General features: G+C 40.6%; 19 protein-coding genes and 4 tRNA genes. 7 read left to right on the forward strand and 16 right to left on the reverse strand.

Annotation, left to right across the window (positions count from 1 at the left end; all coding sequences use genetic code 11):
* Window positions 1-2: 2 nt before the first annotated feature.
* The 13 genes from hflK to orn form a co-directional block, all read right to left on the reverse strand.
* Complete coding sequence (gene hflK / locus FPK91_RS10665; RefSeq protein WP_144211222.1) at window positions 3-1,154, reverse strand: FtsH protease activity modulator HflK; 1,152 nt, start codon at window positions 1,152-1,154, stop codon at window positions 3-5.
* A gap of 33 nt (window positions 1,155-1,187) precedes the next feature.
* Window positions 1,188-2,507: a ribosome rescue GTPase HflX gene (gene hflX / locus FPK91_RS10670; RefSeq protein ID WP_144211224.1), complete on the reverse strand. Its 1,320-nt coding sequence runs from the start codon at window positions 2,505-2,507 to the stop codon at window positions 1,188-1,190.
* Window positions 2,508-2,526: 19 nt separating this feature from the next.
* The gene (hfq, locus tag FPK91_RS10675) at window positions 2,527-2,787 is read right to left on the reverse strand and encodes an RNA chaperone Hfq (RefSeq protein WP_144211226.1); all 261 of its coding nucleotides are present in this window, start codon (window positions 2,785-2,787) and stop codon (window positions 2,527-2,529) included.
* An 89-nt stretch (window positions 2,788-2,876) separates the two neighbouring features.
* The gene (miaA, locus tag FPK91_RS10680) at window positions 2,877-3,803 is read right to left on the reverse strand and encodes a tRNA (adenosine(37)-N6)-dimethylallyltransferase MiaA (RefSeq protein WP_144211228.1); all 927 of its coding nucleotides are present in this window, start codon (window positions 3,801-3,803) and stop codon (window positions 2,877-2,879) included.
* A gap of 1 nt (window position 3,804) precedes the next feature.
* Entirely contained in the window at window positions 3,805-5,679 is a 1,875-nt protein-coding gene (gene mutL, locus FPK91_RS10685) for a DNA mismatch repair endonuclease MutL (RefSeq protein WP_144211230.1), read from the reverse strand.
* 2 nt (window positions 5,680-5,681) lie between these two features.
* Window positions 5,682-6,947, reverse strand: coding sequence for an N-acetylmuramoyl-L-alanine amidase (locus FPK91_RS10690; RefSeq protein ID WP_227006542.1), 1,266 nt, complete (start codon window positions 6,945-6,947; stop codon window positions 5,682-5,684).
* A gap of 117 nt (window positions 6,948-7,064) precedes the next feature.
* A complete protein-coding gene (gene tsaE, locus FPK91_RS10695; RefSeq protein WP_144211234.1) occupies window positions 7,065-7,526 on the reverse strand; it encodes a tRNA (adenosine(37)-N6)-threonylcarbamoyltransferase complex ATPase subunit type 1 TsaE in 462 nt (153 codons plus the stop codon).
* Window positions 7,527-7,698: 172 nt separating this feature from the next.
* On the reverse strand, window positions 7,699-8,154 hold the full coding sequence (locus FPK91_RS10700) for a ferritin family protein (RefSeq protein ID WP_144211236.1): 456 nt from the start codon (window positions 8,152-8,154) through the stop codon (window positions 7,699-7,701).
* Between the two features lie 666 nt (window positions 8,155-8,820).
* A tRNA-Gly gene (locus FPK91_RS10705) sits at window positions 8,821-8,896 on the reverse strand.
* 97 nt (window positions 8,897-8,993) lie between these two features.
* Window positions 8,994-9,069 (reverse strand) — tRNA-Gly (locus FPK91_RS10710).
* A 92-nt stretch (window positions 9,070-9,161) separates the two neighbouring features.
* Window positions 9,162-9,237, reverse strand: a tRNA-Gly gene (locus FPK91_RS10715).
* A 90-nt stretch (window positions 9,238-9,327) separates the two neighbouring features.
* A tRNA-Gly gene (locus FPK91_RS10720) sits at window positions 9,328-9,403 on the reverse strand.
* A gap of 196 nt (window positions 9,404-9,599) precedes the next feature.
* A complete protein-coding gene (gene orn / locus FPK91_RS10725; protein WP_144211238.1) occupies window positions 9,600-10,145 on the reverse strand; it encodes an oligoribonuclease in 546 nt (181 codons plus the stop codon).
* Window positions 10,146-10,258: 113 nt separating this feature from the next.
* Here orn and rsgA point away from each other — a divergent pair, with 113 nt between their 5' ends.
* From rsgA to FPK91_RS10750, 5 genes are all read left to right on the forward strand, one after another.
* Window positions 10,259-11,314, forward strand: coding sequence for a small ribosomal subunit biogenesis GTPase RsgA (rsgA, locus tag FPK91_RS10730; protein ID WP_144211240.1), 1,056 nt, complete (start codon window positions 10,259-10,261; stop codon window positions 11,312-11,314).
* A gap of 92 nt (window positions 11,315-11,406) precedes the next feature.
* On the forward strand, window positions 11,407-12,267 hold the full coding sequence (gene asd / locus FPK91_RS10735) for an archaetidylserine decarboxylase (protein ID WP_144211242.1): 861 nt from the start codon (window positions 11,407-11,409) through the stop codon (window positions 12,265-12,267).
* A gap of 34 nt (window positions 12,268-12,301) precedes the next feature.
* Window positions 12,302-13,210, forward strand: a complete 909-nt coding sequence (locus tag FPK91_RS10740) for a DMT family transporter (protein WP_227006543.1) — start codon at window positions 12,302-12,304, stop codon at window positions 13,208-13,210.
* Window positions 13,211-13,262: 52 nt separating this feature from the next.
* Window positions 13,263-16,466, forward strand: coding sequence for a mechanosensitive ion channel domain-containing protein (locus tag FPK91_RS10745; protein ID WP_144211244.1), 3,204 nt, complete (start codon window positions 13,263-13,265; stop codon window positions 16,464-16,466).
* 4 nt (window positions 16,467-16,470) lie between these two features.
* A complete protein-coding gene (locus FPK91_RS10750; RefSeq protein WP_144211246.1) occupies window positions 16,471-17,211 on the forward strand; it encodes a glycerophosphodiester phosphodiesterase in 741 nt (246 codons plus the stop codon).
* Between the two features lie 48 nt (window positions 17,212-17,259).
* Here FPK91_RS10750 and FPK91_RS10755 read toward each other — a convergent pair whose 3' ends face one another.
* A complete protein-coding gene (locus FPK91_RS10755) occupies window positions 17,260-17,592 on the reverse strand; it encodes a DUF3392 domain-containing protein (RefSeq protein WP_144211248.1) in 333 nt (110 codons plus the stop codon).
* 47 nt (window positions 17,593-17,639) lie between these two features.
* Here FPK91_RS10755 and FPK91_RS10760 point away from each other — a divergent pair, with 47 nt between their 5' ends.
* Both FPK91_RS10760 and FPK91_RS10765 read left to right on the forward strand, forming a co-directional pair.
* Window positions 17,640-18,566 carry a D-2-hydroxyacid dehydrogenase gene (locus FPK91_RS10760; RefSeq protein WP_144211250.1) on the forward strand — a complete coding sequence of 309 codons (927 nt, stop codon included), beginning with the start codon at window positions 17,640-17,642 and terminating at the stop codon, window positions 18,564-18,566.
* Window positions 18,567-18,903: 337 nt separating this feature from the next.
* Window positions 18,904-19,098, forward strand: coding sequence for a bacterioferritin-associated ferredoxin (locus FPK91_RS10765; protein WP_144211252.1), 195 nt, complete (start codon window positions 18,904-18,906; stop codon window positions 19,096-19,098).
* 176 nt (window positions 19,099-19,274) lie between these two features.
* Here FPK91_RS10765 and parC read toward each other — a convergent pair whose 3' ends face one another.
* Both parC and FPK91_RS10775 read right to left on the reverse strand, forming a co-directional pair.
* Window positions 19,275-21,569 carry a DNA topoisomerase IV subunit A gene (gene parC / locus FPK91_RS10770; RefSeq protein WP_144211254.1) on the reverse strand — a complete coding sequence of 765 codons (2,295 nt, stop codon included), beginning with the start codon at window positions 21,567-21,569 and terminating at the stop codon, window positions 19,275-19,277.
* Window positions 21,569-22,723, reverse strand: a complete 1,155-nt coding sequence (locus FPK91_RS10775; RefSeq protein WP_405127309.1) for a PQQ-dependent sugar dehydrogenase — start codon at window positions 22,721-22,723, stop codon at window positions 21,569-21,571. Before FPK91_RS10775 ends, parC begins: the two co-directional genes overlap by 1 nt.
* Between the last annotated feature and the right edge of the window lie 10 nt (window positions 22,724-22,733).

Genomic DNA, 22,733 nt, shown 5'->3' on the forward strand with positions numbered 1-22,733 from the left:
GATTAATCCCTCCCTTGGCGAGAACGAGACTCACGAGTCTGGCGTCCATCAAGTGGCATTGAAGACGTCATAGAGTTGTTAGCAGGTGTATTCACATGCGTTTCAACAATCGGCTCAGCCATTTTGGTGCTAGATTGATTACCCATCATTTTATCTAAAGGTAAATACATCAAATTGCCATTGTTTTTGGTATCAATAAGTACCTTGTTAGTATCAGCCATCACTTCTTGCATAGCATCTAGATACAAACGTTTTCGGGTCACTTCTGGTGCCATATGATATTCAGGTAAAAGTTTTTCGAAACGAGCTACTTTACCTTGGGCTTCTAGCACTTCACGCTGCTTATAAGCGCCAGCTTGTTGCGACATACGTTCAACTTGACCACGGGCTTTCGGTTCAATTTCACGCGCATAAGCTTCTGCTTCACGAATGAAACGTTGTTCATCTTCTTGAGCTGAAATAGCATCATCAAATGCATCTTTGACTTCTTCTGGCGGACGAGCCGGCAAGAAGTTGACATCTTGAATTGATAAACCAAGTTTATACGGTTCAAGAATACGCTCAAGTTCAGACCATGTGTCACGACGAATAGCATCACGACCCGTAGTCAGGATGTCATCCATGGTGTTATGACCGATGACGTAGCGAAGAGCACTGTCCGTCGCTTCACGCAAACTGGCATTGGCATCAACTGCGCTATACAAGTATGAATAAGCATCATCAACACGGTATTGAACGTCAAGTTCAACTTTAACCAAGTTTTCATCTGCGGTTAACATGCTGCCAGAAGCAGGGATAGAACGAACCGCTTTGATGTTTACCGGAGTAACGTCATCAATAAAAGTCGCTTTCCAATGTAACCCAGGTCCAACTTCACCAGAATGTTGGCCAAAACGTAAAGTTACGCCTCGCTCAGCTTCTTTAATAGTATAGAAACCAGAAGCCCCCCAAATGATTAAACCAATGACCAAGAAAACAACTAGGAACATTGGATTAAAAGAAGGGCTCGATGTTCCACCTGAACCACCTTTACCACCGCCGAAGCGCTTTGAAAGGTTACGAAAAACTTCGTCTAAATCTGGTGGGCCTTTGTCGTTACTGTTTTTGTTTCCCCAAGGGTCTTTTCCCTTGTTACCGGGCTCATTCCAAGCCATTCAGTACTCCATAAGTGGATGAAATAAATGATATTAGCAAGTAACGTCTACTTCTGACTCTTCAACTGAATCATCAATAATAAACGTTTCTAATTCGCCTTGACTCTGTTTTGTTAATCGACGCCAATTGGCATCCGATAAACGAACAGACAAAATACAGTTCCCCAGATCGTCGTACTCTTTCTGCTGTATCGCGTCCAGTCGATAAAACTGACCAAGATAATGACCAGCCGTAGCTGGTATTTTCAATGTTTGCTCTATGATGACTTCACCGATTAACTCGTTGATAGCCTGTAAAAGCAATTCAAATCCAATTTTTTTCTGTGCAGAAACCCAAACTCTCTCAGGTTTTCCCTCATCGTCGTAATCAATACGAGGAACAAAATCTTCTAATAAATCAATTTTATTACAAACAACTAATTGAGGGATTTCATCTGCATCAATTTCTTCAAGCACATTTTGAACTTGTTCGAAATTTTCCGTCATATTTTCATCAGCGCAGTCAACAGCGTGCAATAACAAGTCAGCTTGACGAGTTTCCTGCAGTGTCGCTTTAAAGGCTGCAACTAAATCATGAGGTAAGTGACGGATAAAACCAACGGTGTCAGCTAATATCACTGCACCATCGGGTAAATTTAATTTCCGCAACGTAGGATCAAGTGTGGCGAACAATTGATCTGCGGCGTAGACATCTGAGGCGGTTAAGCCATTGAACAAGGTCGATTTCCCAGCATTCGTGTAACCCACCAATGATACTGTGGATAAATCACTACGCTTTCTCGATCGTCGACTTTGTTCACGTTGCTTGTCTACTTTATCCAGTCGACGGTTAATGCTTTTAATCCGCCCACGAAGCAAGCGTCTATCGGTTTCCAGCTGGGTTTCACCCGGGCCTCGCATACCGATACCGCCTTTTTGTCTCTCCAAGTGAGTCCAACCACGAATAAGGCGTGTCGACATGTGGCGCAATTGCGCTAGCTCCACTTGCAACTTACCTTCGTGTGTTCTCGCTCTTTGAGCAAAAATATCTAAAATCAGTGTTGTTCTGTCTAAAACTCGACACTCACAAACCTGCTCTAGGTTTCTTTCTTGGGCAGGACTTAAAGAGTGATTAAAAATCACTACTTTAGCTTCCGTAGCCGCTACCATTGCAGCAAGCTCTTCTACTTTACCTGAACCAACAAAAAACTTTCTATCAGGTGAACGTCGACTCCCAGTAATAACACCAACAGAGCGCACTCCTGCTGATTCGACTAATAATTGTAACTCAGTTATGTCTTCTCTACGATCGTCGTCAGAAAATTCAATATGTACAAGAACCGCGGTTTCACCCGCTTCATAGCGATCAAACAAGTAGTAAACTCCTTAAATATTATTCTGATGAAGCGTCTTCATCATTGGTAGTATGAGTAGGTTGTGCTGCCACGTTAAATGGACGAGCAGGCACTACTGTTGAAATAGCATGTTTGTAAACCATTTGGCTTACCGTGTTTTTTAGCAAGATAACAAATTGGTCAAATGACTCAACTTGTCCTTGTAATTTAATACCATTAACTAAATAAATAGATACTGGTACACGCTCACGACGCAAAGCGTTCAAAAATGGGTCTTGTAAAGATTGCCCCTTAGCCATTTCAATTTCCTTTTTTTTATTTTCAAAACAAATTTTTTGAATAATGTTTTATTGTTTAGTTTTAGTATTATACAGCAACTAATAATAATCTAGTTCGAATGTTGTATAAGTGTAACTAAATTTCCTTCGGCGCCAGTTTCGAGCCAGATTAATTCAGGCCAACTTCTCAACCATGTTAATTGACGTTTAGCTAATTGCCTAGTAGCAGCAGTGGCTTTTTCAATTAAAATGTCATAGTCAAATTCACCATCTAAGTACTGCCAACATTGTCTGTAACCAACGCAACGCATTGCAGGCATATCTAAATGTAAATCTCCGCGATCTTTCAATCGTTGGACTTCTTCGATAAAACCTTGCTGCATCATCAGTTTAAATCTTTTTGCGATCAATTCATGTAATACTTTTCTATCATGTGGTGCTATCGCAAATTGCACCACATCGTATGGTAATGGTTCAGACTTCGTCGCTGTTAACTCAGTCATTGTCTTACCCGTTATTCTAAAAACTTCTAACGCTCGAGATAGGCGTTGTGGATCATTTGGGTGAATTCTAGCTCCAGATGTCGGATCCACTTGGCATAGTTGGTCATGTAATGCTTCCCAACCTTGCTCTTGTGACTCTTCCATTATCTGAGCTCTGATTTGTTCATCAGCCCCAGGTAAAGGAGACAAGCCTTCTAATAACGCTTTAAAATACATCATGGTGCCACCGACTAATAAAGGGGTTTTACCACGACTTATAATATCTTCAATTTGAGCAATTGCATCACGTCTAAAATCTGCTGCCGAGTAACTTTCGCTGGGATCTAATATATCAATCAAACGATGAGGCGCTAATGAAAGCTCATTCGCATCCGGTTTAGCCGAACCTATGTCCATCTGACGATAAATTAATGCTGAATCTACAGATATAATTTCGCAATTATGCTTTTGAGCCATTTCAATTGCTAAAGCCGTTTTACCTGAAGCAGTTGGCCCCATTAAAAACAATACTCTGGGCTGTTTGAGTTGGTTCACATTAATTCTCTTCTAACCATTTTTGCCATGGTAATGATTTTGACCCTGACAGCAAACTCTGCTGCTGTTCATCACTTAATTGACTATATTGTTGCCAAACATCAACTGCAGCTGAAAAATTTTGTGCTTGCTGAGTTGCCATCCATAAAGCTAATGCTTCATCTGTCGGTGTTTCTAATTTTATCCAGTTGAGTAATTCTGGAATTAACACTGCCAATTGGCTATCTCTCAGATATGGGGGCACATTCTTAATTATCAACTGTTGATAACGAATCGATAAGGTTAAACCCATTCTTCGTAGCAGTTGCTCTCTTTCGTCGAGTATTGTTTTCCAATCTACATCAGCCTGAATCGAAACAGGCATGAGTAGCGGTTGACCAACAACACCTGTAGCAAGCTTAGCTATAATCTCATTTTTACTCGTTAAAGTAGCCACTTGAGAAATATCTAATAATAATATCTCACTCGCTTTTACTATCACCCAATAGCGACCACCTAATATTGATGGCATTGTAATTTGTGCGGAGAGATTAGCTTCATTAATTTGCGTTAATGAAGTTTTTTCAGCTTGAGTTTGAAGTAGTTGTCCATAATTTGCGATGGCTGTTGGCGTTATCTCAACATTATCGACATTTCGCTCATTCCCATACCCACCAATAACACTATGATTCCCAGTGTTATCACTATTCTTATATTGATATCCCTGCGCCGGCACTGACATATTGCCAAATTGGCTAATGGAATGTTCTCTTGGTTGATGAGCTGGGTTACTTCCTTGACTGACATGGTGTTCATTATCCTGCCAGTCACTTTCATCGTTCGGGATCGATGAACCTTGATCAATAATTGGTTTAGAAGACGTTGGGATTTCCAGTCCTAACTCTGGCAACTGAGCTAAAACAGATTGCAGCGCCTGCAAAATGAAATCATGCACTAAGCGGCTTTGATGAAAACGCACTTCGTGCTTTGCTGGGTGCACATTAACATCAACTTGATGCGGATCTATCTCGAGCATTAATACATAGCCAGGCTGATGCTGTATTTGAAACTGCTCAAATGCTTGTCTAACAGCATGATTGACCAATCTGTCTCTCACTAAACGACCATTAACGTAAAAATAGCAGCTATCGGTAACTTGCAAGTCATTGGGCGATTGGAGGTAACCCGATAAAATTAGCCCATCATGCTGACACTCTAGGCTTAATGCATGTTCGGCAAATGCACGACCACATATCTGTCCTAATCGTTGTTTATACTGTATTTCGGTATTAGCTGTACGGTACTGTCTTACTAACTTTCCGTTATGCGTTAACGTAAAATGTACATCCGTACGCGCGATTGCAATACGCTTTAACCACTCATCAATATGAGTAAATTCGGTTTTATCACTTTTTAAAAAACGGCGCCTTGCTGGCGTATTAAAAAACAAGTCGACAACTTCAATTGTTGTGCCTTTAGGATGCGCAGCTGGGGTGATTTTCACGTCCATTTGTGAGCCGGCAGCATTGGCTTGCCAAGCTTCAGTTTGTTCTGCAGGTTTACTAGTGAGACTTAAACGAGAGACAGAACTAATACTGGCTAGCGCTTCTCCTCTAAAACCAAAACTTAATATCGCTTCTAAATCATCAAGAGAATGCACTTTAGAGGTTGCATGGCGAGAAAGAGCTAACGCTAATTCATCCTTAGAGACTCCCTTGCCGTTATCTCTAATTCTTATGAGCTTACTGCCACCTTTATCGATGTCGATATCAACCCGCGTTGCACCAGCATCCAAACTATTTTCAACCAGCTCCTTAACGACAGATGCAGGGCGCTCGACCACTTCGCCTGCAGCGATTTGGTTAGCAAGTTGTGGCGGTAAGATTTGAATAGTCATAGTTACGCTCTTGGAATGACTAGCTTTTGGCCAATCCTTAATACATCTGATTTAAGATTATTGGTTTTCTTAATGCTAGCAACACTCACTTTGTATCGCTGTGCAAGCACGGACAAAGACTCTCCGCTTCTGACAGTATGCTTAACATTGCTTTGCTTTGAAAAAGTCGTACCTGATGGCGGGTTTTCTTCAAAATACCTGACCACACCTTTGTGAATAGCATTGGCTAATTTTTGCTGATGATTACCGCTCAACAACAATTTCTCTTCTTGGGGATTTGAAATAAAGCCTGTTTCAACCAAAATTGACGGAATATCGGTAGATTTCAATACTGCAAAGCTCGCCGATTCAGGTTTGCTTTTATGTAGTTTGGTGACTTTACCTAAACCAGATAATACGTCAGTAGCAATATTATGACTTTCAGCCATAGCATTATCCATCGACATGTCTATCAATGTCATCACTAAGTACTGTTCGCTATCAGAGTTTTGAATAATGTCCCCAACACCCCCTAATAATTCAGAGTGCTTTTCTTTATCCTCAAATACACGGCCAATTTCTGTATTGGCTCGGCGTTTTGATAATACCCACACCGATGCGCCTTTAGGCTGTGGCGAAGTAAAGGCATCTGCATGTACTGATATCAACAAGTCTGCTCGACTATTGCGGGCAAGGTCTGAGCGCTGGTTTAAGTTAACAAAGTAATCCCCAGTGCGAGTCATCACCGCCTTCATACCTGGCGTTTCGTTTATCTTGCGGGCAAGGCGCTTTGAAATTTCTAGCACCACTTTTTTCTCAAAGGTGCCTTTTGGACCAATGGAACCAGGATCTTCTCCACCATGACCGGCATCGATAGCTACCACGACATCAGCAGCACGTTTTGTGGTTTTAACTACCGCTTTTTTAGCTGAACTCTTCCCGTCAGTGTTATCTAAATCTAGCACTAATCTATTGCCATAAGGGGCTGTAGGCGTAAGTGAGAACAAATTCGCTTTTGCTGGAGAACCAAGTTCCAAAACAAGCCTTAAAGTGCCTTTCTTAGGTGGCGTGCTAAGGCGTATTTTACCAATCAACTTACTGTCTTTGGCAATATCCGTAAGTTTCACTTTCGTTGTGGCATCTTTTAAGTCAATCACCAGACGCTGAGGGTTAGTGAGCGTGAAATAACTGTATTCAGGGGCTGAAGATAGATCAAATACAACTCGGGTGGAATCCGGAGCATCCCAAATTCGTACACTGTCGAGCTTATTTGCTGCTGTGACCTGCATAGCGCAGCACAACAGGATAATTAAAGAAAAAAATCGTGTCATTTTTAATAGGGTCATTATTGTTTTAGTTAATTGACTTATTGTTTACTAACGAATATTTGTATTGAACCAATGATTTTACTTATCTAATTTACCAACAATTTCACGGCCTAAATCTGTTAGACCAGTGACTTCAACATGTCTGTGTTCATCGACATAGTTGAGATGAATAGTGATATCAGGCTGAGGAATTAACCCGTGCCCTCTATCAGGCCATTCAATAATGCTAATCGTATTATCTGTAAAATAATCACGGATCCCCATGTATTCAAGCTCTTCAGGATCTAATAACCGGTATAAATCAAAATGATAAATTTGCATATCTTTTAACTCATAAGGCTCGACTAGCGTATATGTTGGACTTTTTACATTTCCATCATGACCTAAACCTTGAATTAATCCGCGGCTTAATGTGGTTTTTCCTGCACCAAGATCGCCAGTTAAATAAATAACTAAAGGAGCAGACACTCGCAAAGACAATTCAACACCAAGTTCAATTGTCGCTTGCTCATCTTGGAGGTTTTTAATTAAAGAAGTCATGTTAACTTACCAGCACTTAGGAGAATAATCATATAAAAACTGCAATTTAACAGACAATAATATGGTTATCTGCGGTCTTGCACGATTTTAAAAGCTGAAAATAACAGAGCCAGCTTGCAAGCTGGCTCTGTTTTTAAATATTAACATAAAACTGTTTGTTGAAAAATATCTGTTAGATATCTTCCATACGAAGTGCACTATGCACCATACGTTTTTGTTGTGTTTTTTCAACTCGCACCAAATCCAGCAGGGCATCTTTAATTTCTGTCACTGCAGTGCTGTTTGCTGTCTTTTCTAGAAAAGCAATTAAACGGTTTTCTAAATCTAGATGCAGCTCTAACACATCATCTTCATTCATATTGGCTGGTAACGTCGAATCCTGGCAGCGTTTTTCAAAATCTTCGAACGTAATATCTTTATACCAAGTTTCGAGCATTCGCTTTGGTGCTTCATCGATATAGTTTTCAATACTATCGTGCACATGTTGTTGGTGCTGTTGCAGATATTCCAACATCATTTTTACTCTTGTAGAATCTGCATTGCGGTTTAATCGGCCATAAAGTTGACCCATGTCTAAGCGTGACTTGGCAATAAACTCAAGCACTTCACTTAATTGTTGGATACGCATAATAAAACTCCATCATTAACCACAACAAGTAGTTAGTAAAAATAAGATTGTAAAAGCTTGTATTTATTATGGTTGAAAATACGCTAAGAATATTTGAGCGAGTTCATATTTTACATATAAAAAATAGGTAATTTAGTAAAAACGAAATAACTATGGCTCAGAAGGATTAAATTAGTCATCGAAGGTCTCTAATTAGGAATTGTTGTAACTAGAGAGGAAATTGGAGCGACCTGTCTGTTCATGAAAAGTGGTTCGAACTGATGACCTATACCTTGGCAATAAAAAAGGTATCACTATTTCTAAAAGCGCAACTGAGCTAAGTATGGTTTTTTTGAGTAAGAATGATTGTATTTAGTGGGGAAATTGGAGCGACATATCAGGTTCGAACTGATGACCTATACCTTGGCAAGGTATCACTATTTCTAAAAGCGCAACTGAGCTAGCTATTGATTTGCTTTGTAGTTTTGAAATTATAAATAGGAAGTTTATATCTTAGGGGAGAAATTGGAGCGACCAGTCTGTTCAAAAAAAGTGGTTAGAACTGATGACCTATACCTTGGCAATAAAAAAGGTATCACTATTTCTAGAAGCACAACTGAGCTAGCTATTGATTTGCTTTGTAGTTTTGAAATTATAAATAGGAAGTTTATATCTTAGAGGAGAAATTGGAGCGACATATCAGGTTCGAACTGATGACCTATACCTTGGCAAGGTATCGCTCTACCAACTGAGCTAATGTCGCATCTATTTGCTTTTTAATTCACTTAGCAAGGTATCGTCTTTCAACCTGCCAACTGAGCTAATGTCGCATATCAATTTTATTTTGAAGCTTTTTAAATTGGAGCGACATATCAGGTTCGAACTGATGACCTATACCTTGGCAAGGTATCGCTCTACCAACTGAGCTAATGTCGCATCTATTTGCTTTTTTAATTCACTTAGCAAGGTATCGTCTTTCAACCTGCCAACTGAGCTAATGTCGCATATCAATTTAAATTTTTAAAATTTGGAGCGACATATCAGGTTCGAACTGATGACCTATACCTTGGCAAGGTATCGCTCTACCAACTGAGCTAATGTCGCATCACAATGCTTTATCAAAACATTTGGCAAGGTATCGTTTGAACCAGAGCCAACTGAGCTAATGTCGCATATAAATTTTTATTTGAAAATTGGAGCGACATATCAGGTTCGAACTGATGACCTATACCTTGGCAAGGTATCGCTCTACCAACTGAGCTAATGTCGCATCTATTTGCTTTTTTAATTCATTCAGCAAGGTATCGTATTTCAACCTGCCAACTGAGCTAATGTCGCATCTTTATACTGCAATTTTCAAATTTCAACAGCTTGCAGTAATGAGTCTTACTGTAAAAAGTTGAGGCCGCATTATATGTAATATTCACTACACTGCAACCCTTATTTCAAAAAAAAAGTCTGATCGGTTAAATTTTAAATACTTCTCGACGATAAAACTGCAATTCTTCGATAGATTCTTTGATATCTTCTAAAGCTTGGTGCGTATTCTTTTTAGTAAGCCCGTCCATCACTTCTGGTTTCCAGCGACGTGTAAGCTCTTTTATCGTACTGACATCAATATTGCGATAATGGAAGAATTCTTCTAATTCCAGCATGTATTTATTTAAAAAACGGCGATCTTGTCCAATAGTATTACCACACATTGGCGATGCACCTTTAGGAACATACTGCTCTAAAAAGCTAATCGTCTGTCTAATGGCATCTTCTTCAGTAAGGACACTGGCCTTTACGCGGTCAATTAAACCGGATTGACCATGATGGGTTTGATTCCAATCATCCATGCCTGCTAACACTTCATCAGATTGGTGAATAGCAATAACAGGGCCTTGCGCTAACACATTAAGTTCTTGGTCCGTCACTATGGTGGCAATTTCGATCACGCGATCAACACTGGGCTCTAAACCCGTCATTTCTAAATCAACCCAAATAAGATTGTTTGAATTTATAGCCATAATTTTTGCCTTGTTCTGTCTAATGCCCTTATTTCAGGCATTTTTACTAAAGAGGGTGTATCATACTGTTTTTTTATACGACACAAAAACACCTAATTGATGAAGATTATCCTGTGAGTAAAAAGAAACCACTTAGCCAAAGCCAAAAGCGCAGAATGCGCGACAATCAAAGTAAGCGTTTAAAGCGTAAAGACACTGAAGATTCAGCTACTGAATTACAGGATAGTCTACTGGGGTCTGAACAACAGGGAATCGTCATTTCTCGTTTTGGACAACACGCTGATATCGAAACTGAAGATGGTACTGTCGCACGTTGTAACATTCGCCGAAACATTACTAGTTTAGTGACTGGTGATAAAGTATTAGTGCGACTTGCCACTGAAACCAACCGTGGCATTGGCGGCATTGTTGAAGCAGTTCATCCGAGAATATCTTCATTAACGCGTCCAGATTTATACGACGGGGTTAAAATCATTGCGGCAAATATTGATCAGATACTCATTGTATCGTCAATATTACCAAGTTTTACCACCCAAATTATTGACCGTTACTTAGTGGCTTCAGAAGACACCGATATCCCACCTGTGATTATCCTTAATAAAATGGATCTGCTCACTGATGAAAACCGTGAAGAAGTCGAAGTGGCTCTTGAGCGTTATCGCCAAATAGGTTACCCCGTGTATATGGTAAGTAGTCATACTGGCGAAGGTGTTGATCAGATTAAAGCGTTACTGTCTGATAAAATCAGCGTGTTTGCAGGACAATCTGGTGTCGGTAAATCGTCACTGATTAATGCATTAATGCCTGATGCAGAACTGGCTATTGGCGACGTGTCTAATAACTCAGGGCTTGGCCAGCACACCACGACTACGGCAAAGCTATTGCATTTTGAAAGTGGTGGAGACTTAATTGATTCTCCTGGTGTGCGTGAATTTGCCCTTTGGCATTTACCTGCGCCGCGTGTCGGTTGGTGTTTTATCGAGTTTAGAGATTATATTGGAACCTGTAAGTTTCGAGATTGTAAACACGGCGACGATCCCGGCTGCGCCTTGCAAGAAGCATTAGCAGATGGGAAAATAACCCAAGATAGATTCAGTAATTACCAACGCATTATTGCCAGTCTCGATGAACAAAGACATGCTCGCCATTTCAGAGCCATCGACGAATAATAAAAGCTTATGAGCTGACGCACTGATGTAAAGCGTTGTATCATATTTAAAGAACATGATTAAAAACATAAATAACTAAAAAGGGTATTCAATTGGATTCTGTTAAAATTGCTTTGCAATACATTATGCCTAAACATTTTCTTTCACGTCTTGTGGGTAAGCTTGCAGCTTCCGAAGCTGGCGCGATTACGACTGCTGGTATTAAATGGTTTATTAAGCAATACAAAATTGACATGTCAGAAGCGGCTCAAAGTGAGCCTGAAGCCTACAAAACGTTTAATGCATTTTTTACTCGCGCTTTAAAGCCGGGTTTACGTCCTATTGTTGAAGATGCAAAAACAATGGCTCATCCTGTTGATGGCGCAGTTAGCCAGTGTGGACCAGTTGAAGCGGGTAAAATTGTTCAAGCTAAAGGGCATGATTACACCACATTAGCGCTTTTAGGTGGCCAGATTAAAGATGCTGAACGCTTTAACGATGGTGACTTTGCAACGATTTATTTAGCACCAAAAGATTATCACCGTATTCACATGCCAATCACCGGCACATTGTCAAAAATGACCTATATTCCTGGTGATTTGTTTTCGGTTAACCCATTAACAGCCCAAAACGTTCCAGGGTTATTTGCTCGTAACGAACGCGTTGTCGCTATTTTTGAAACCGAAGTAGGCCCGCTAGCAATGGTATTAGTAGGCGCGACGATTGTGGCAAGCATTGAAACAGTGTGGGCGGGCACGGTCACGCCACCATGTGGCAAGCAAGTGTTTACTTGGGATTACCCAACTGAAGGTGCTGAAGCACTGACATTAGAAAAAGGCGCAGAAATGGGCCGCTTTAAGCTAGGTTCTACTGTCGTCATGCTATTTGCTCAAGATGCCATAGAAAGTTTTGCAGAAGGCGTTGAGCCAACACAAACAACTCGCATGGGTCAGGCATTTGCTCATTTAAACTAATTTGTACTAGAACCAAGATGACAGCTGAATCAGTATGATGCCAACAGGCGCTTTACAAGGAACTAATCCAAACTCCGGGTTAATTCAGCTGCATATCGCAGTACTACTGTTTGGTGGTACTGCATTATTTTCTAAAATTATCCCCCTAAGTCCACTTGATATCACCGTGTTACGCTGCGTTATTGCCTTTTTTGTTCTTGGCTGCATCGTCAAATTAAGTAAACAAAATCTCCAACTACAACAAATCAAACACTACTTTGTCGCGCTTGGACTGGGAATTTTGGTGAGCTTACATTGGGTGACCTATTTTGCCTCTATGCAACTCTCATCAGTCGCCATCGGCATGATTGCGTTTTTCACCTACCCTGTAATGACAGTTCTTGTTGAGCCGCTAATCAATAAAACAAAGTTAGAACTCGCAGATGTCTTATCTGGTTTAGCGGTACTCACAGGGGTTATTTTACTTATCCCCGAAGCTAACCTTGATAATGATGTCACCCTAGGAATTGCTACAGGCATACTCTCAGCCGCCTTATTCACTGGGAGGAACTTACTCCATAAACGCTACTTTTCACTCTACAGCGGCCCTCAGGCAATGTTCTATCAAACATTGGTAGCGGTGCTGATACTGAGCCCTTGGTTAGAGGTAGAGATTCAAACCATCAATATTGAGGTGTGGACTTCAATTGTCATTTTAGGCATATTTTTTACTGCTGCCCCACACGCCTTATTTGCTTCTGCATTACGTCAACTAAGTGCGAAAACGGTTGGCTTAGTCTCATGCTTGCAACCCTTTTATGGCACTGTGTTAGCCCTGCTATTGCTAAACGAGCAAGTTAATTTGAATACGTTTATCGGCGGGAGCATTATCTTGATCACAGCAATTTTCGAAACTCAGAAAAATCATAAAAATCATAAAAATCATAAAAAAAATAAAGCGTAAACTCAGGTTTTTGTTACCATTGTATTAGTCTCTCACTAGCAATCATTCCTCTATGTTCCGTATTGCAGTTATATTGTGTTGTGCCATTTCTTTTTCTGTCTCTGCAACGTCACCGCTGCAGCTAGATAAACGCTTGGGCTTTTCAAAAAATACCAACAACACTCAAGTCATCGACATTCCGGCTCAAATCACCTCCGTTGAAGAAAGCATTGAAAAGCAACACAGCGAAGAGCAAAGCTATCTTGAGCTCAGTAGCACTAGCGCTATCACCATTGAAAATATCACCCAACTTATCAATCAACCAGTTAGCGAACTGGCCATTAGTAAAGATGTCGATATTGGCCAGCAAGCCTCAATGGCTTATTACCACTTATCGGAACAAAAGCAATCTGAAAGCGATTTAAGCCAACAACTTCTTAGCCTAAATAAAAGACAACAAGCTTTACCTAATCTTATCAAACAAGCAAAAGAGGCTTCTAGTCAGCATAAACGTGCTCAGCAAGCACCTGACGACACTCCGCTTGGTAAGCTACAACGTTTACAGGGCGCTTTACTTGAACAGCATATCAATACCCTTTCAGCAGAATTATCAAGTGGCCCAAAGCAAAAGCAAATTGTCCGATTACAACTGCAATTGCTGCGGATAGAACACTCGCAACAAGAAAAGTTGATTGAAGCGTTAAATATACAAACTAATCAATACCGCCAACAAAAAGCGGCGAATACCATTGCCAATAATCTTATCGGCGAGCAGCAGCTAGCCGATGTCATTTCACAAGAGCTAAGTAATAAAAATCAGCAGTATGCCGCTGAGCTAATTCGTATCAACAGTGAAATAACCAAGGTTATTAGCCAACAAGAAAAAGCAGAGAAACAATATCAATCTCATGCTCTGCAGCTCACCAATGTAGAAGAGCAAATTACCTGGGTTGAAACCAACTCAGCTTTTGGTGATCGTTTTCTACAAATGCTGCAATCTCTGCCAAAACCACCCAATCAAGATCTGCTACTGGCTGAAATCGCAGACTCTCGCTTAATGCGTTATCAAGCCGAGCAGCAAAGAGCGCTGAATAAGCAACAACTCAGTACTGAGCAATTTCTTAATAAAACACAAACCCAACTGCTTCAATCACAGCAAAGCCTTATTGAGCAGGTTGTGCAAAGCTACGATGTTTACCTTAATGAACAAGCTAAGCTTAGAAATAGCTATGAGCAATTAAATCAAATATACCTAGAACTCAAAAGTACCCTAAATGAGCACCTATTTTGGGTACCTAATGCCGCTGCAATTACCGGACTTTGGTTGGTTGATTTAAAAAATGCCACAGTGTGGATGATGCAAGCTCAACAACGAGAGAAAATTAAACAAGCTTGGAAAAACCAAAACATATACTGGGCTTGGTGGGTTATCACGCTGATACTCAGTTTAATGGCACAGGATTTACTGACGCCTAAATTTAGTAAAACAATTCAACGTTATGGGCAATACGTTGGTAATGTGACTCAAGATAAATTCAAATATACTGCTAAAACCCTAGCACTAACCCTAAGTTATTCATTAGTAAAACCTTTACCATTATTACTAGCAGGCTGGATACTATTTGCTTCTGAACTGAATTTTGTTCATGCGATTGGCGTCGGTGTTTTATCTATAGGTTGCTGTTATTTGGTTTATCGCTTCTTTGCATTACTTGCTATTGATAACGGTATTTTGATTAGCCATTTCAGAAGACCAGAACCATTAATCAGGCGATTACAGGAAAAAACCCTGCGTTTTATTGTATTGAGCTGGCCTTTAATCGGCATTATTGGTTTTACAGAAGCACTAGATACATCCCTAATCCGCAATAGTATTGGCCGTGGAGCCTTCATATTGCTCACCATATCGCTATTATTACTTTATAAAGATATGTACTCATTTATCAGCGACTTCCGTGCTAATGCCAATGATGGCAAGAATATGAAGTTACTGCATAAGGTTATCTGGATATTCTTAATTACCGTGCCATGTGCGAGCATTTTCTTTGCTGTTATTGGTTACTACTTCAGTGCCTTTCAAGTACTACTGCAATTACAGTTATCGTTAGTATTAGGGCTCGGTTTCCTTTTATTGTATCAACTCATAAAACGTTGGATGTTAATTGAGCGTCGCTTAATTGCGTTTGATCGCGCTAAAGCTAAACGTGCGGAGAGACTGGCACAAAGAGAACGTGGCGAACTGAATAACACCCCTGATGTGTCTGAAAACTATGAAGAACCGATTGTCGATCTCGAAACCATATCCAGTCAGTCACTGGGTCTGGTGCGATCGTTATTAATCTTGGCATTTTTTGCCAGTTTACTAGGATTAATTTCCCAAACTCACACGGCATTATTTTCCTTTCTTGATGGTATTACTTTATGGAATACCCATTCGGTCGTTAATGGAATGGAACAGCAGATCCCAATCACATTAAAATCGATTCTATTCGCATTTATCTTTGTTGGTTTTTCCGCAATGATAGCGAAAAATCTACCAGGTTTATTAGAACTAACTATTTTACAAAGGCTTGAACTGTCACCTGGTACCGGGTTCGCAATTACTACCGTCAGTAGTTACATGGTGGTGTTCGTAGGTATGTTAGTGGGCTTTTCTACCGTTGGTGTTGAATGGTCAAAATTACAGTGGTTGGTAGCAGCCCTTTCTGTCGGGCTGGGTTTCGGTTTACAGGAAATTTTTGCTAACTTTATTTCAGGTCTTATTATCTTATTCGAGAAACCGATACGAATAGGCGATACCGTCACGATTCGCGATTTAACTGGTACCGTAAGCAAAATTGAAATACGAGCCACAACCATTGTGGATTGGGATCGAAAAGAGATTATTGTTCCCAACAAAGCCTTTATTACCGAACAGCTGGTCAACTGGTCGTTATCAGACCCGATTACCCGTGTGATTGTTAGTGTATCGGTTCAACGTGATGCTGACCCATCAAAAGTGGAAGCATTACTTCATCAAGCGGTTCGAGAGTGTGATTTATCATTAAGCTTCCCTGAACCAGAAGTGTGGTTTGCAGGTTTTGGCCAGCACACTCAAGATTATGAAGTTAGATCTTATGCTAAAGATATGAATGATCGCTGGCCATTAAGGCATGACTTACATAAACGGATTTGCAAAAAGCTCAAAGAAAACCATGTTGAATTAGCTTATCCACAAATGGAAATCCATATTAACAACGCGCCAAATCGAGAATTTAACAAGATTATTAAAGGGTAATTAAATGCTTATTTTTGCTCATCGTGGTGCCAGTGGCTATGAAGTAGAAAACACACTTGCGGCAATGGAAAAAGCCTTATCATTAAAAGTCGAGGCTATTGAGCTTGATGTTTATAATGTTGAAGGTGAGTTGATTGTTTTTCACGACCGACGCTTAGAGACTAAAACCTCGGGTCAGGGGTTAGTGCATAAAAGTACTTTAGACACAATAAGCGCAGTGACCATTAAACAGCATCATCTGCCAACATTATGGCAAGTGATGAGCCTTATTAAAGGTCGCTGTATTGTTAATATTGAACTCAAGGGCTACCACACCGCAGAACCACTTATTAAGTGCTATAACGACATTATTATCCAGTTGGGTTTCACTACTGAACAACTACTCATCTCATCGTTCAATCAACCATATTTACTTGAAGTTAAGCAGCACCTTCCCAAAGCAAGAGTCGCGCCTATATTGTCAGGTGTGCCATTAAACTATGCGGAAGCCGTAACGGCACTAGATGCTTATTCTATCCATATTGATATTCATTTCGTCACCCTTAAAATGGTTCATGACGCACATCAACGTGGTGCAAAGATATATGTGTATACCGTCGATAATGCGGAAGATATTCAAGCTTTGAAAGCCATTGGCGTTGATGGAATATTCAGTAATTATCCTGATAAAGCAGCTGCAGTGATTAAGCAAATAGAACAGCAAGAAAGCCCTCAATCTTCAGACTATAGCTCATGGTTTGGCTAATAACGGTTATCAAATTACGGCTATTCTTAGGTATTGCCTTGCGGAGCTTTAGACTTGTCTATTGCGCTGCGCCCAAGCCCCAACAGCAAAGAATGCCGCAAGTACTAACAACAGCATCCACTGTGAAGGCATAGATTTAAGCTGACCAGCTAACCAAGGGCTGATGCTTACAATGGCGAGACCATAGCCAAATGCATTGACTAAGACAAACACACAAGTACGCACTAGAAATCCACGTCTAACTAATGTTTTACGCAAGAAGCGATTGATATCAGTAGCAAACATAACGATACAACAAGCCACTAAAGCTGTGGAGATTTCACTCATCCATGGATGAAGCATGGCACCTAATTTGGCAAAGAATGTGATAACTTGATTCATTAACTTCCTCAATAAAAATCAATATACGAGTACAAAACAGGGGCTATATGGCGCATAAACTACTGCTTTTAACACAAGATAACGATAAGTTTCGCCAACTATTATCAGCTCATAACCTTGAAGAACTCATCATTCTCGGTGATGACCCTAGCAGTATAAGCAGCGCCAATATTTGGTTTGCAGAACCAAACTTAGCCGCGCCCCTACTCAACCTAGGTAACAACTTACAGTGGATGCAGTCAACATTTGCTGGCGTTGACCGCATTACCGGATCAAGACAAAGAAGAGATTACACTCTAACCAATATCAAGGGTATTTTTGGCCCATTAATGAGTGAATATCTTTTTGGCTATTTACTTGCCCACCAGCGAGAGCATGCAAAATATAAACAACAACAGCAACATAAGCAATGGATCCCTGGCAGCTTTAGGACCTTACAGAACCAATCCCTCCTTTTGTTAGGAACAGGCTCTATTGCACAACATATTGCTCAAACAGCCAAACATTTTGGTATGAGGGTAACGGGCCTTAGTCGTAGCGGCGCAGCAAAACCGCATTTTGACCATGTGGATACTATCGAAAATTTGGCAGACTACGTGACTACGTCTCATGCTATTGCCAGCATTTTACCCAGCACTTTAGAAACAAAGAACATCCTTAATGAGGCGATGCTATCACTACTTCCTGAAGAGTGCGTTCTGTTTAACCTTGGCCGTGGAGATGTGCTCGACTTAGATGCACTCGCCAAACAGTTACAAAACAAACCACTACAAAATGCTGTACTGGATGTATTCAATCAAGAGCCTCTGCCAAGCGAACACCCTATTTGGCAATGTGCTAATGCGATTATTACCCCGCATATTGCCGCACCCAGTTTTCCAGAACAAGTTGTAGAGGTGTTCGTTGAAAACTACCATTTATGGACAGCTCAGCAACCTTTAAAGCATCAGGTCGATTTTTTTAAGGGATATTAGTTAATATTCCTTCCGTTACGCTTCATGGACGAGGCTAACGCGCAAAAATGTCAAATCCTGCTTAAATCAATACACCATGAAAGCATAAAAACATCATATTTTTACCCTTCCTTCACACCACTATTTTTATTCCAACCTCCCAGTAATGCTGTAATCGTGAGCAAGATAGCAGTTTCTAATAACTATTATTCTGTGCATCAATTCAAAAATAGATAAAAAGTTATTAGCAATGAGAACGGTTTTCATTTAGAATTGCATTACAGTCAACGAGCGATCATCCCTTAGCCTTATGAATTGTCTAAGTTAAGATATGAATCAGATTAATTGAAGAGGCTTTATGTACGTTTGTCTTTGTCACGGAATTACTGATACCCAAATCAGAGAAGCAGTAAGCAAGCATGGCGATAGCTCTTTAGCTGACGTTAAAAAACGCTTAGGTGTAGCTGATCAATGTGGTAAATGTGCACGTATGGCAAATAACATTATCCAAGCTCAAGTTGATATCGAACCTAACTTCTATGAAGTAGCTTAATCTACATACATTGAACAACTAGTATTGAACCACTAGATCCTGCTTTAAGTGTATTGAAGAGAAACGCCAACCAAATTCCATAAAAAATGCTGCCCTAGGGCAGCATTTTTTTGTTTAGAAAACCTCAAGCTTTCTAGCTTAAGGTCTTCGTATCAATACTTTATGATTTCATGCCTTTATGATTCTGTTGGTTCATCAGTATCATCAACAGCTTGCCCATTGAGTTCGATATCAACACTGTCAACACGTTGCAGGCCTCGAGGTAATTTAGCGCCTCTACGTCCTCTCTCACCACGGTAATGCTCTAAGTCAGATGGTTTCAAGGTTAACTTACGTTTACCAGCCCATAGCGTGACTGACGCATCTTGTGGGACAACATCAAGGTGAATCAATAGCTCTTCTCGGCTCTTAGAACGATCGGTTGGAATACCAATAATCTTATTGCCCTTACCTTTGGACAATTGCGGCAATGCATCAACATCAAAGATCAGCATCCGCCCTTCATTGGTAATCGCCATAATCGACTGAGGAATACCTTTATTAACCAATTTAGGTTTCAAGGATTCTGCATTAGCTGGCAAACTCAGTAGCGCTTTACCCGCCTTATTACGACTGACCATATCGGCATATGAACCAATAAAGCCATAACCCGCATCACTTGCTAAGAGGTAACATTGCGCATCATTTCCCATCAACACATGACGCATCACTGCACCTGGTGACAAGTTAAATCGAGTCGTTATCGGCTCTCCCTGACTTCGAGCTGAAGGTAAAGTATGGGTATCAGTAGCAAATGCTCGACCTGTAGAGTCAATAAATACCGAAGGTTGATTACTCTTACCACTCGCGCTACATAAGAAGCTATCGCCCGCTTTGTAATTTAATCCTTCACCATCAATGTCACTGCCTTTAGCGCAACGAACCCAACCTTTGTCAGAAAGCACCACGGTAACCGCTTCTGCTGGAGTTAACTCTTGCTCAGTTAAGGCTTTTGACTCTAAGCGCTCAATGATAGGTGAACGACGGTCATCACCGAAAGTGTCGCCATCTTGAATAAGCTCTTTCTTCACCAGTGTCTTTAGACGGCGCTCTGAACTCAAGATAAGTTGTAATTTATCACGCTCAGCCGCTAACTCTTCTTGCTCTGCCGTAATCTTAAATTCTTCAAGTTTGGCTAAGTGACGTAATTTTAATTCTAAAATAGCTTCAGCTTGTTTATCCGATAAATTAAATCGTGAAATAAGCTCTTTCTTAGGTTCGTCATTGAAACGAATGATCTCGATGACTTCATCAATATTTAAGAAGGCAATCATCAATGCATCAAGAATATGTAATCTTGCCAGCACCTTATCAAGACGGTACTGCAAACGACGTGTCACTGTTGAGATACGGTAACTAAGCCACTCAGTTAGCATCTCTTTCAGGCCTTTAACCCTTGGGCGGCCATCAAGACCAAGCACATTCAAGTTAACACGAAAGCTTTTTTCTAAATCAGTGGTTGCAAAAAGATGCGCCATTAGTTGATCGCAATCAACCCGATTAGAACGAGGTACAATAATTAATCGAACTGGATTCTCATGATCAGACTCATCACGTAAATCAGCAACCATTGGCAGCTTCTTCGCCTGCATTTGGTTAGCCATTTGCTCTAAAATCTTGCCACTACTTGCTTGATGCGGCAAAGATGTAATAACAATCTCGCCACTATCAACGTCATAGACCGCTCGCATTTTAATAGAGCCACGACCAGTTTCATAAATTTTGGCAATGTCTTTACTTGGGGTAATGATCTCGGCATTGGTCGGATAATCAGGCCCAGGAACAAGCTCCATTAAGCGATCAAGTTCCGCTTTAGGGTTATCCAATAACTCCACACACGCTGACACTAACTCGCGAACATTATGGGGTGGAATATCGGTCGCCATACCAACAGCAATACCGGTAATACCGTTTAATAAAATATGCGGCAATCTTGCAGGTAAGGATTTTGGCTCTTTCATGGTGCCGTCAAAGTTAACGCCCCAATCAACCGTGCCTTGGCCTAATTCTGATAATAAAACTTCAGAGAATTTTGATAAGGTTGCTTCGGTATAACGCATTGCAGCGAATGATTTAGGATCGTCTGGCGCGCCCCAATTACCCTGACCTTTAACTAACGGATATCGGTATGAAAATGGCTGAGCCATTAATACCATCGCCTCATAACAGGCACTATCACCATGGGGGTGATACTTACCTAATACGTCACCTACGGTTCTTGCAGACTTTTTAGGCTTAGATTGAGCTGATAATCCTAACTCGCTCATGGCGTAAATAATACGACGTTGAACTGGCTTTAAACCATCGCCAATATGTGGCAAAGCGCGATCCATGATCACGTACATTGAATAGTTTAAATAAGCCTCTTCAGTAAAGCGGCGTAGCGGCATTTGCTCTACACCATCAAGGCTTAATTCAATCGCATCACTCATTATTTATTATCCTGTGATTGTTCTGGCTCTTTGTAAAAAAAGCGGTATACATTGCCTTTTAAGTCATCAGAGATGAACATCGCACCATCAGGTGCATTAATTAGGTCATAGGGTCTAGCTACGGGAAATTCACCGTCTAAAAAGCTTATCACTCTTTCACGATCGATAACTTGGTCTCCATCAACAGTTAGCATAACCACTTGATAACCAATCTTACTTGAACGGTTCCATGAGCCATTTTCCGCAACAAACAATTGGTGATGGTAACGCTCAGGAAATTGCTCACCTTCATAAAACATTAAGCTTGTTGGCTTCACGTGTGCAGGAAGTTCAAATTCTGGTTCGGAAATATTCAGGTTGTCAGGCTTTTTGAAGGAAGGTTCAACAACATTGTCACCATGGATATAAGGGAATCCAAAATGGCTACCCTTAACATCAATTCGGTTAATTTCATCGGCAGGCATATTATCACCCATCCAATTACGCCCTTGGTCGGCAAACCATAACTTCTCGGTGTTTGGAGCCCAATCAAAGCCAATGACCCGTCTTAACCCTGATGCCACTTGTTCAGTGTCACCAGATTCTATATCGATGGCTAACATACTGCCAAAAGGGGCTGGAGATTCGCACACATTACAGGGGGAACCGATAGAGATGTATAAGCGTCCATCAGGGCCAAAACTCATCCCACGGGCATGTTTTCTTTCTACGCTGGGTAAACCAGAGTAGATTTCTTTTGGTCTACCAGGTCGTCTTAAACGATTTTCAATATCCTTAAAACGCAAAATACGATCATCATCTGCAACATACAAGTCGCCATTATGAAAGGCTAATGCTTCTGGGTACTCTAATCCTTTGCCAATTAAATACCGTTTATTAACTTGACCATCATTATCTGAATCGACTAGGGCGTATATAGTGCCGCTTTTCTTTGAACCGACAAACAAGGTTCCCTTACTGCCCATTGCCATCTGTTTAGCATCGCCTAAATCAGAAGCATAAAGCGTAAGTCCAAATCCTTTGGTAACAGTAATCATCATAGGATCTTCAGCATAAGCTTTAACAACAAGTAATTGTGTTAAAGCCAATACAGACAGTGCTTTAAACACTGTTGTAATCTGCTTGATATCCATTTTAATTATTATTTTCGACATTTTAATAATT

The sequence above is a fragment of the Shewanella donghaensis genome (assembly GCF_007567505.1).
Classification (GTDB): domain Bacteria; phylum Pseudomonadota; class Gammaproteobacteria; order Enterobacterales; family Shewanellaceae; genus Shewanella; species Shewanella donghaensis.

Excerpts from the sequence above, each read along its gene's own strand:
- FPK91_RS10690 (WP_227006542.1), bottom strand. The coding sequence starts at position 6,947 with ATGCAGGTCACAGCAGCAAATAAGCTCGACAGTGTACGAATTTGGGAT.
- FPK91_RS10750 (WP_144211246.1), top strand. The coding sequence starts at position 16,471 with ATGCTTATTTTTGCTCATCGTGGTGCCAGTGGCTATGAAGTAGAAAAC.
- FPK91_RS10745 (WP_144211244.1), top strand. The coding sequence starts at position 13,263 with ATGTTCCGTATTGCAGTTATATTGTGTTGTGCCATTTCTTTTTCTGTC.
- FPK91_RS10700 (WP_144211236.1), bottom strand. The coding sequence starts at position 8,154 with ATGCGTATCCAACAATTAAGTGAAGTGCTTGAGTTTATTGCCAAGTCA.
- hflK (WP_144211222.1), bottom strand. The coding sequence starts at position 1,154 with ATGGCTTGGAATGAGCCCGGTAACAAGGGAAAAGACCCTTGGGGAAAC.
- FPK91_RS10775 (WP_405127309.1), bottom strand. The coding sequence starts at position 22,723 with ATGTCGAAAATAATAATTAAAATGGATATCAAGCAGATTACAACAGTG.
- FPK91_RS10765 (WP_144211252.1), top strand. The coding sequence starts at position 18,904 with ATGTACGTTTGTCTTTGTCACGGAATTACTGATACCCAAATCAGAGAA.
- orn (WP_144211238.1), bottom strand. The coding sequence starts at position 10,145 with ATGGCTATAAATTCAAACAATCTTATTTGGGTTGATTTAGAAATGACG.
- tsaE (WP_144211234.1), bottom strand. The coding sequence starts at position 7,526 with ATGACTTCTTTAATTAAAAACCTCCAAGATGAGCAAGCGACAATTGAA.
- mutL (WP_144211230.1), bottom strand. The coding sequence starts at position 5,679 with ATGACTATTCAAATCTTACCGCCACAACTTGCTAACCAAATCGCTGCA.
- parC (WP_144211254.1), bottom strand. The coding sequence starts at position 21,569 with ATGAGTGATGCGATTGAATTAAGCCTTGATGGTGTAGAGCAAATGCCG.
- FPK91_RS10760 (WP_144211250.1), top strand. The coding sequence starts at position 17,640 with ATGGCGCATAAACTACTGCTTTTAACACAAGATAACGATAAGTTTCGC.
- hfq (WP_144211226.1), bottom strand. The coding sequence starts at position 2,787 with ATGGCTAAGGGGCAATCTTTACAAGACCCATTTTTGAACGCTTTGCGT.
- FPK91_RS10740 (WP_227006543.1), top strand. The coding sequence starts at position 12,302 with ATGATGCCAACAGGCGCTTTACAAGGAACTAATCCAAACTCCGGGTTA.
- FPK91_RS10755 (WP_144211248.1), bottom strand. The coding sequence starts at position 17,592 with ATGAATCAAGTTATCACATTCTTTGCCAAATTAGGTGCCATGCTTCAT.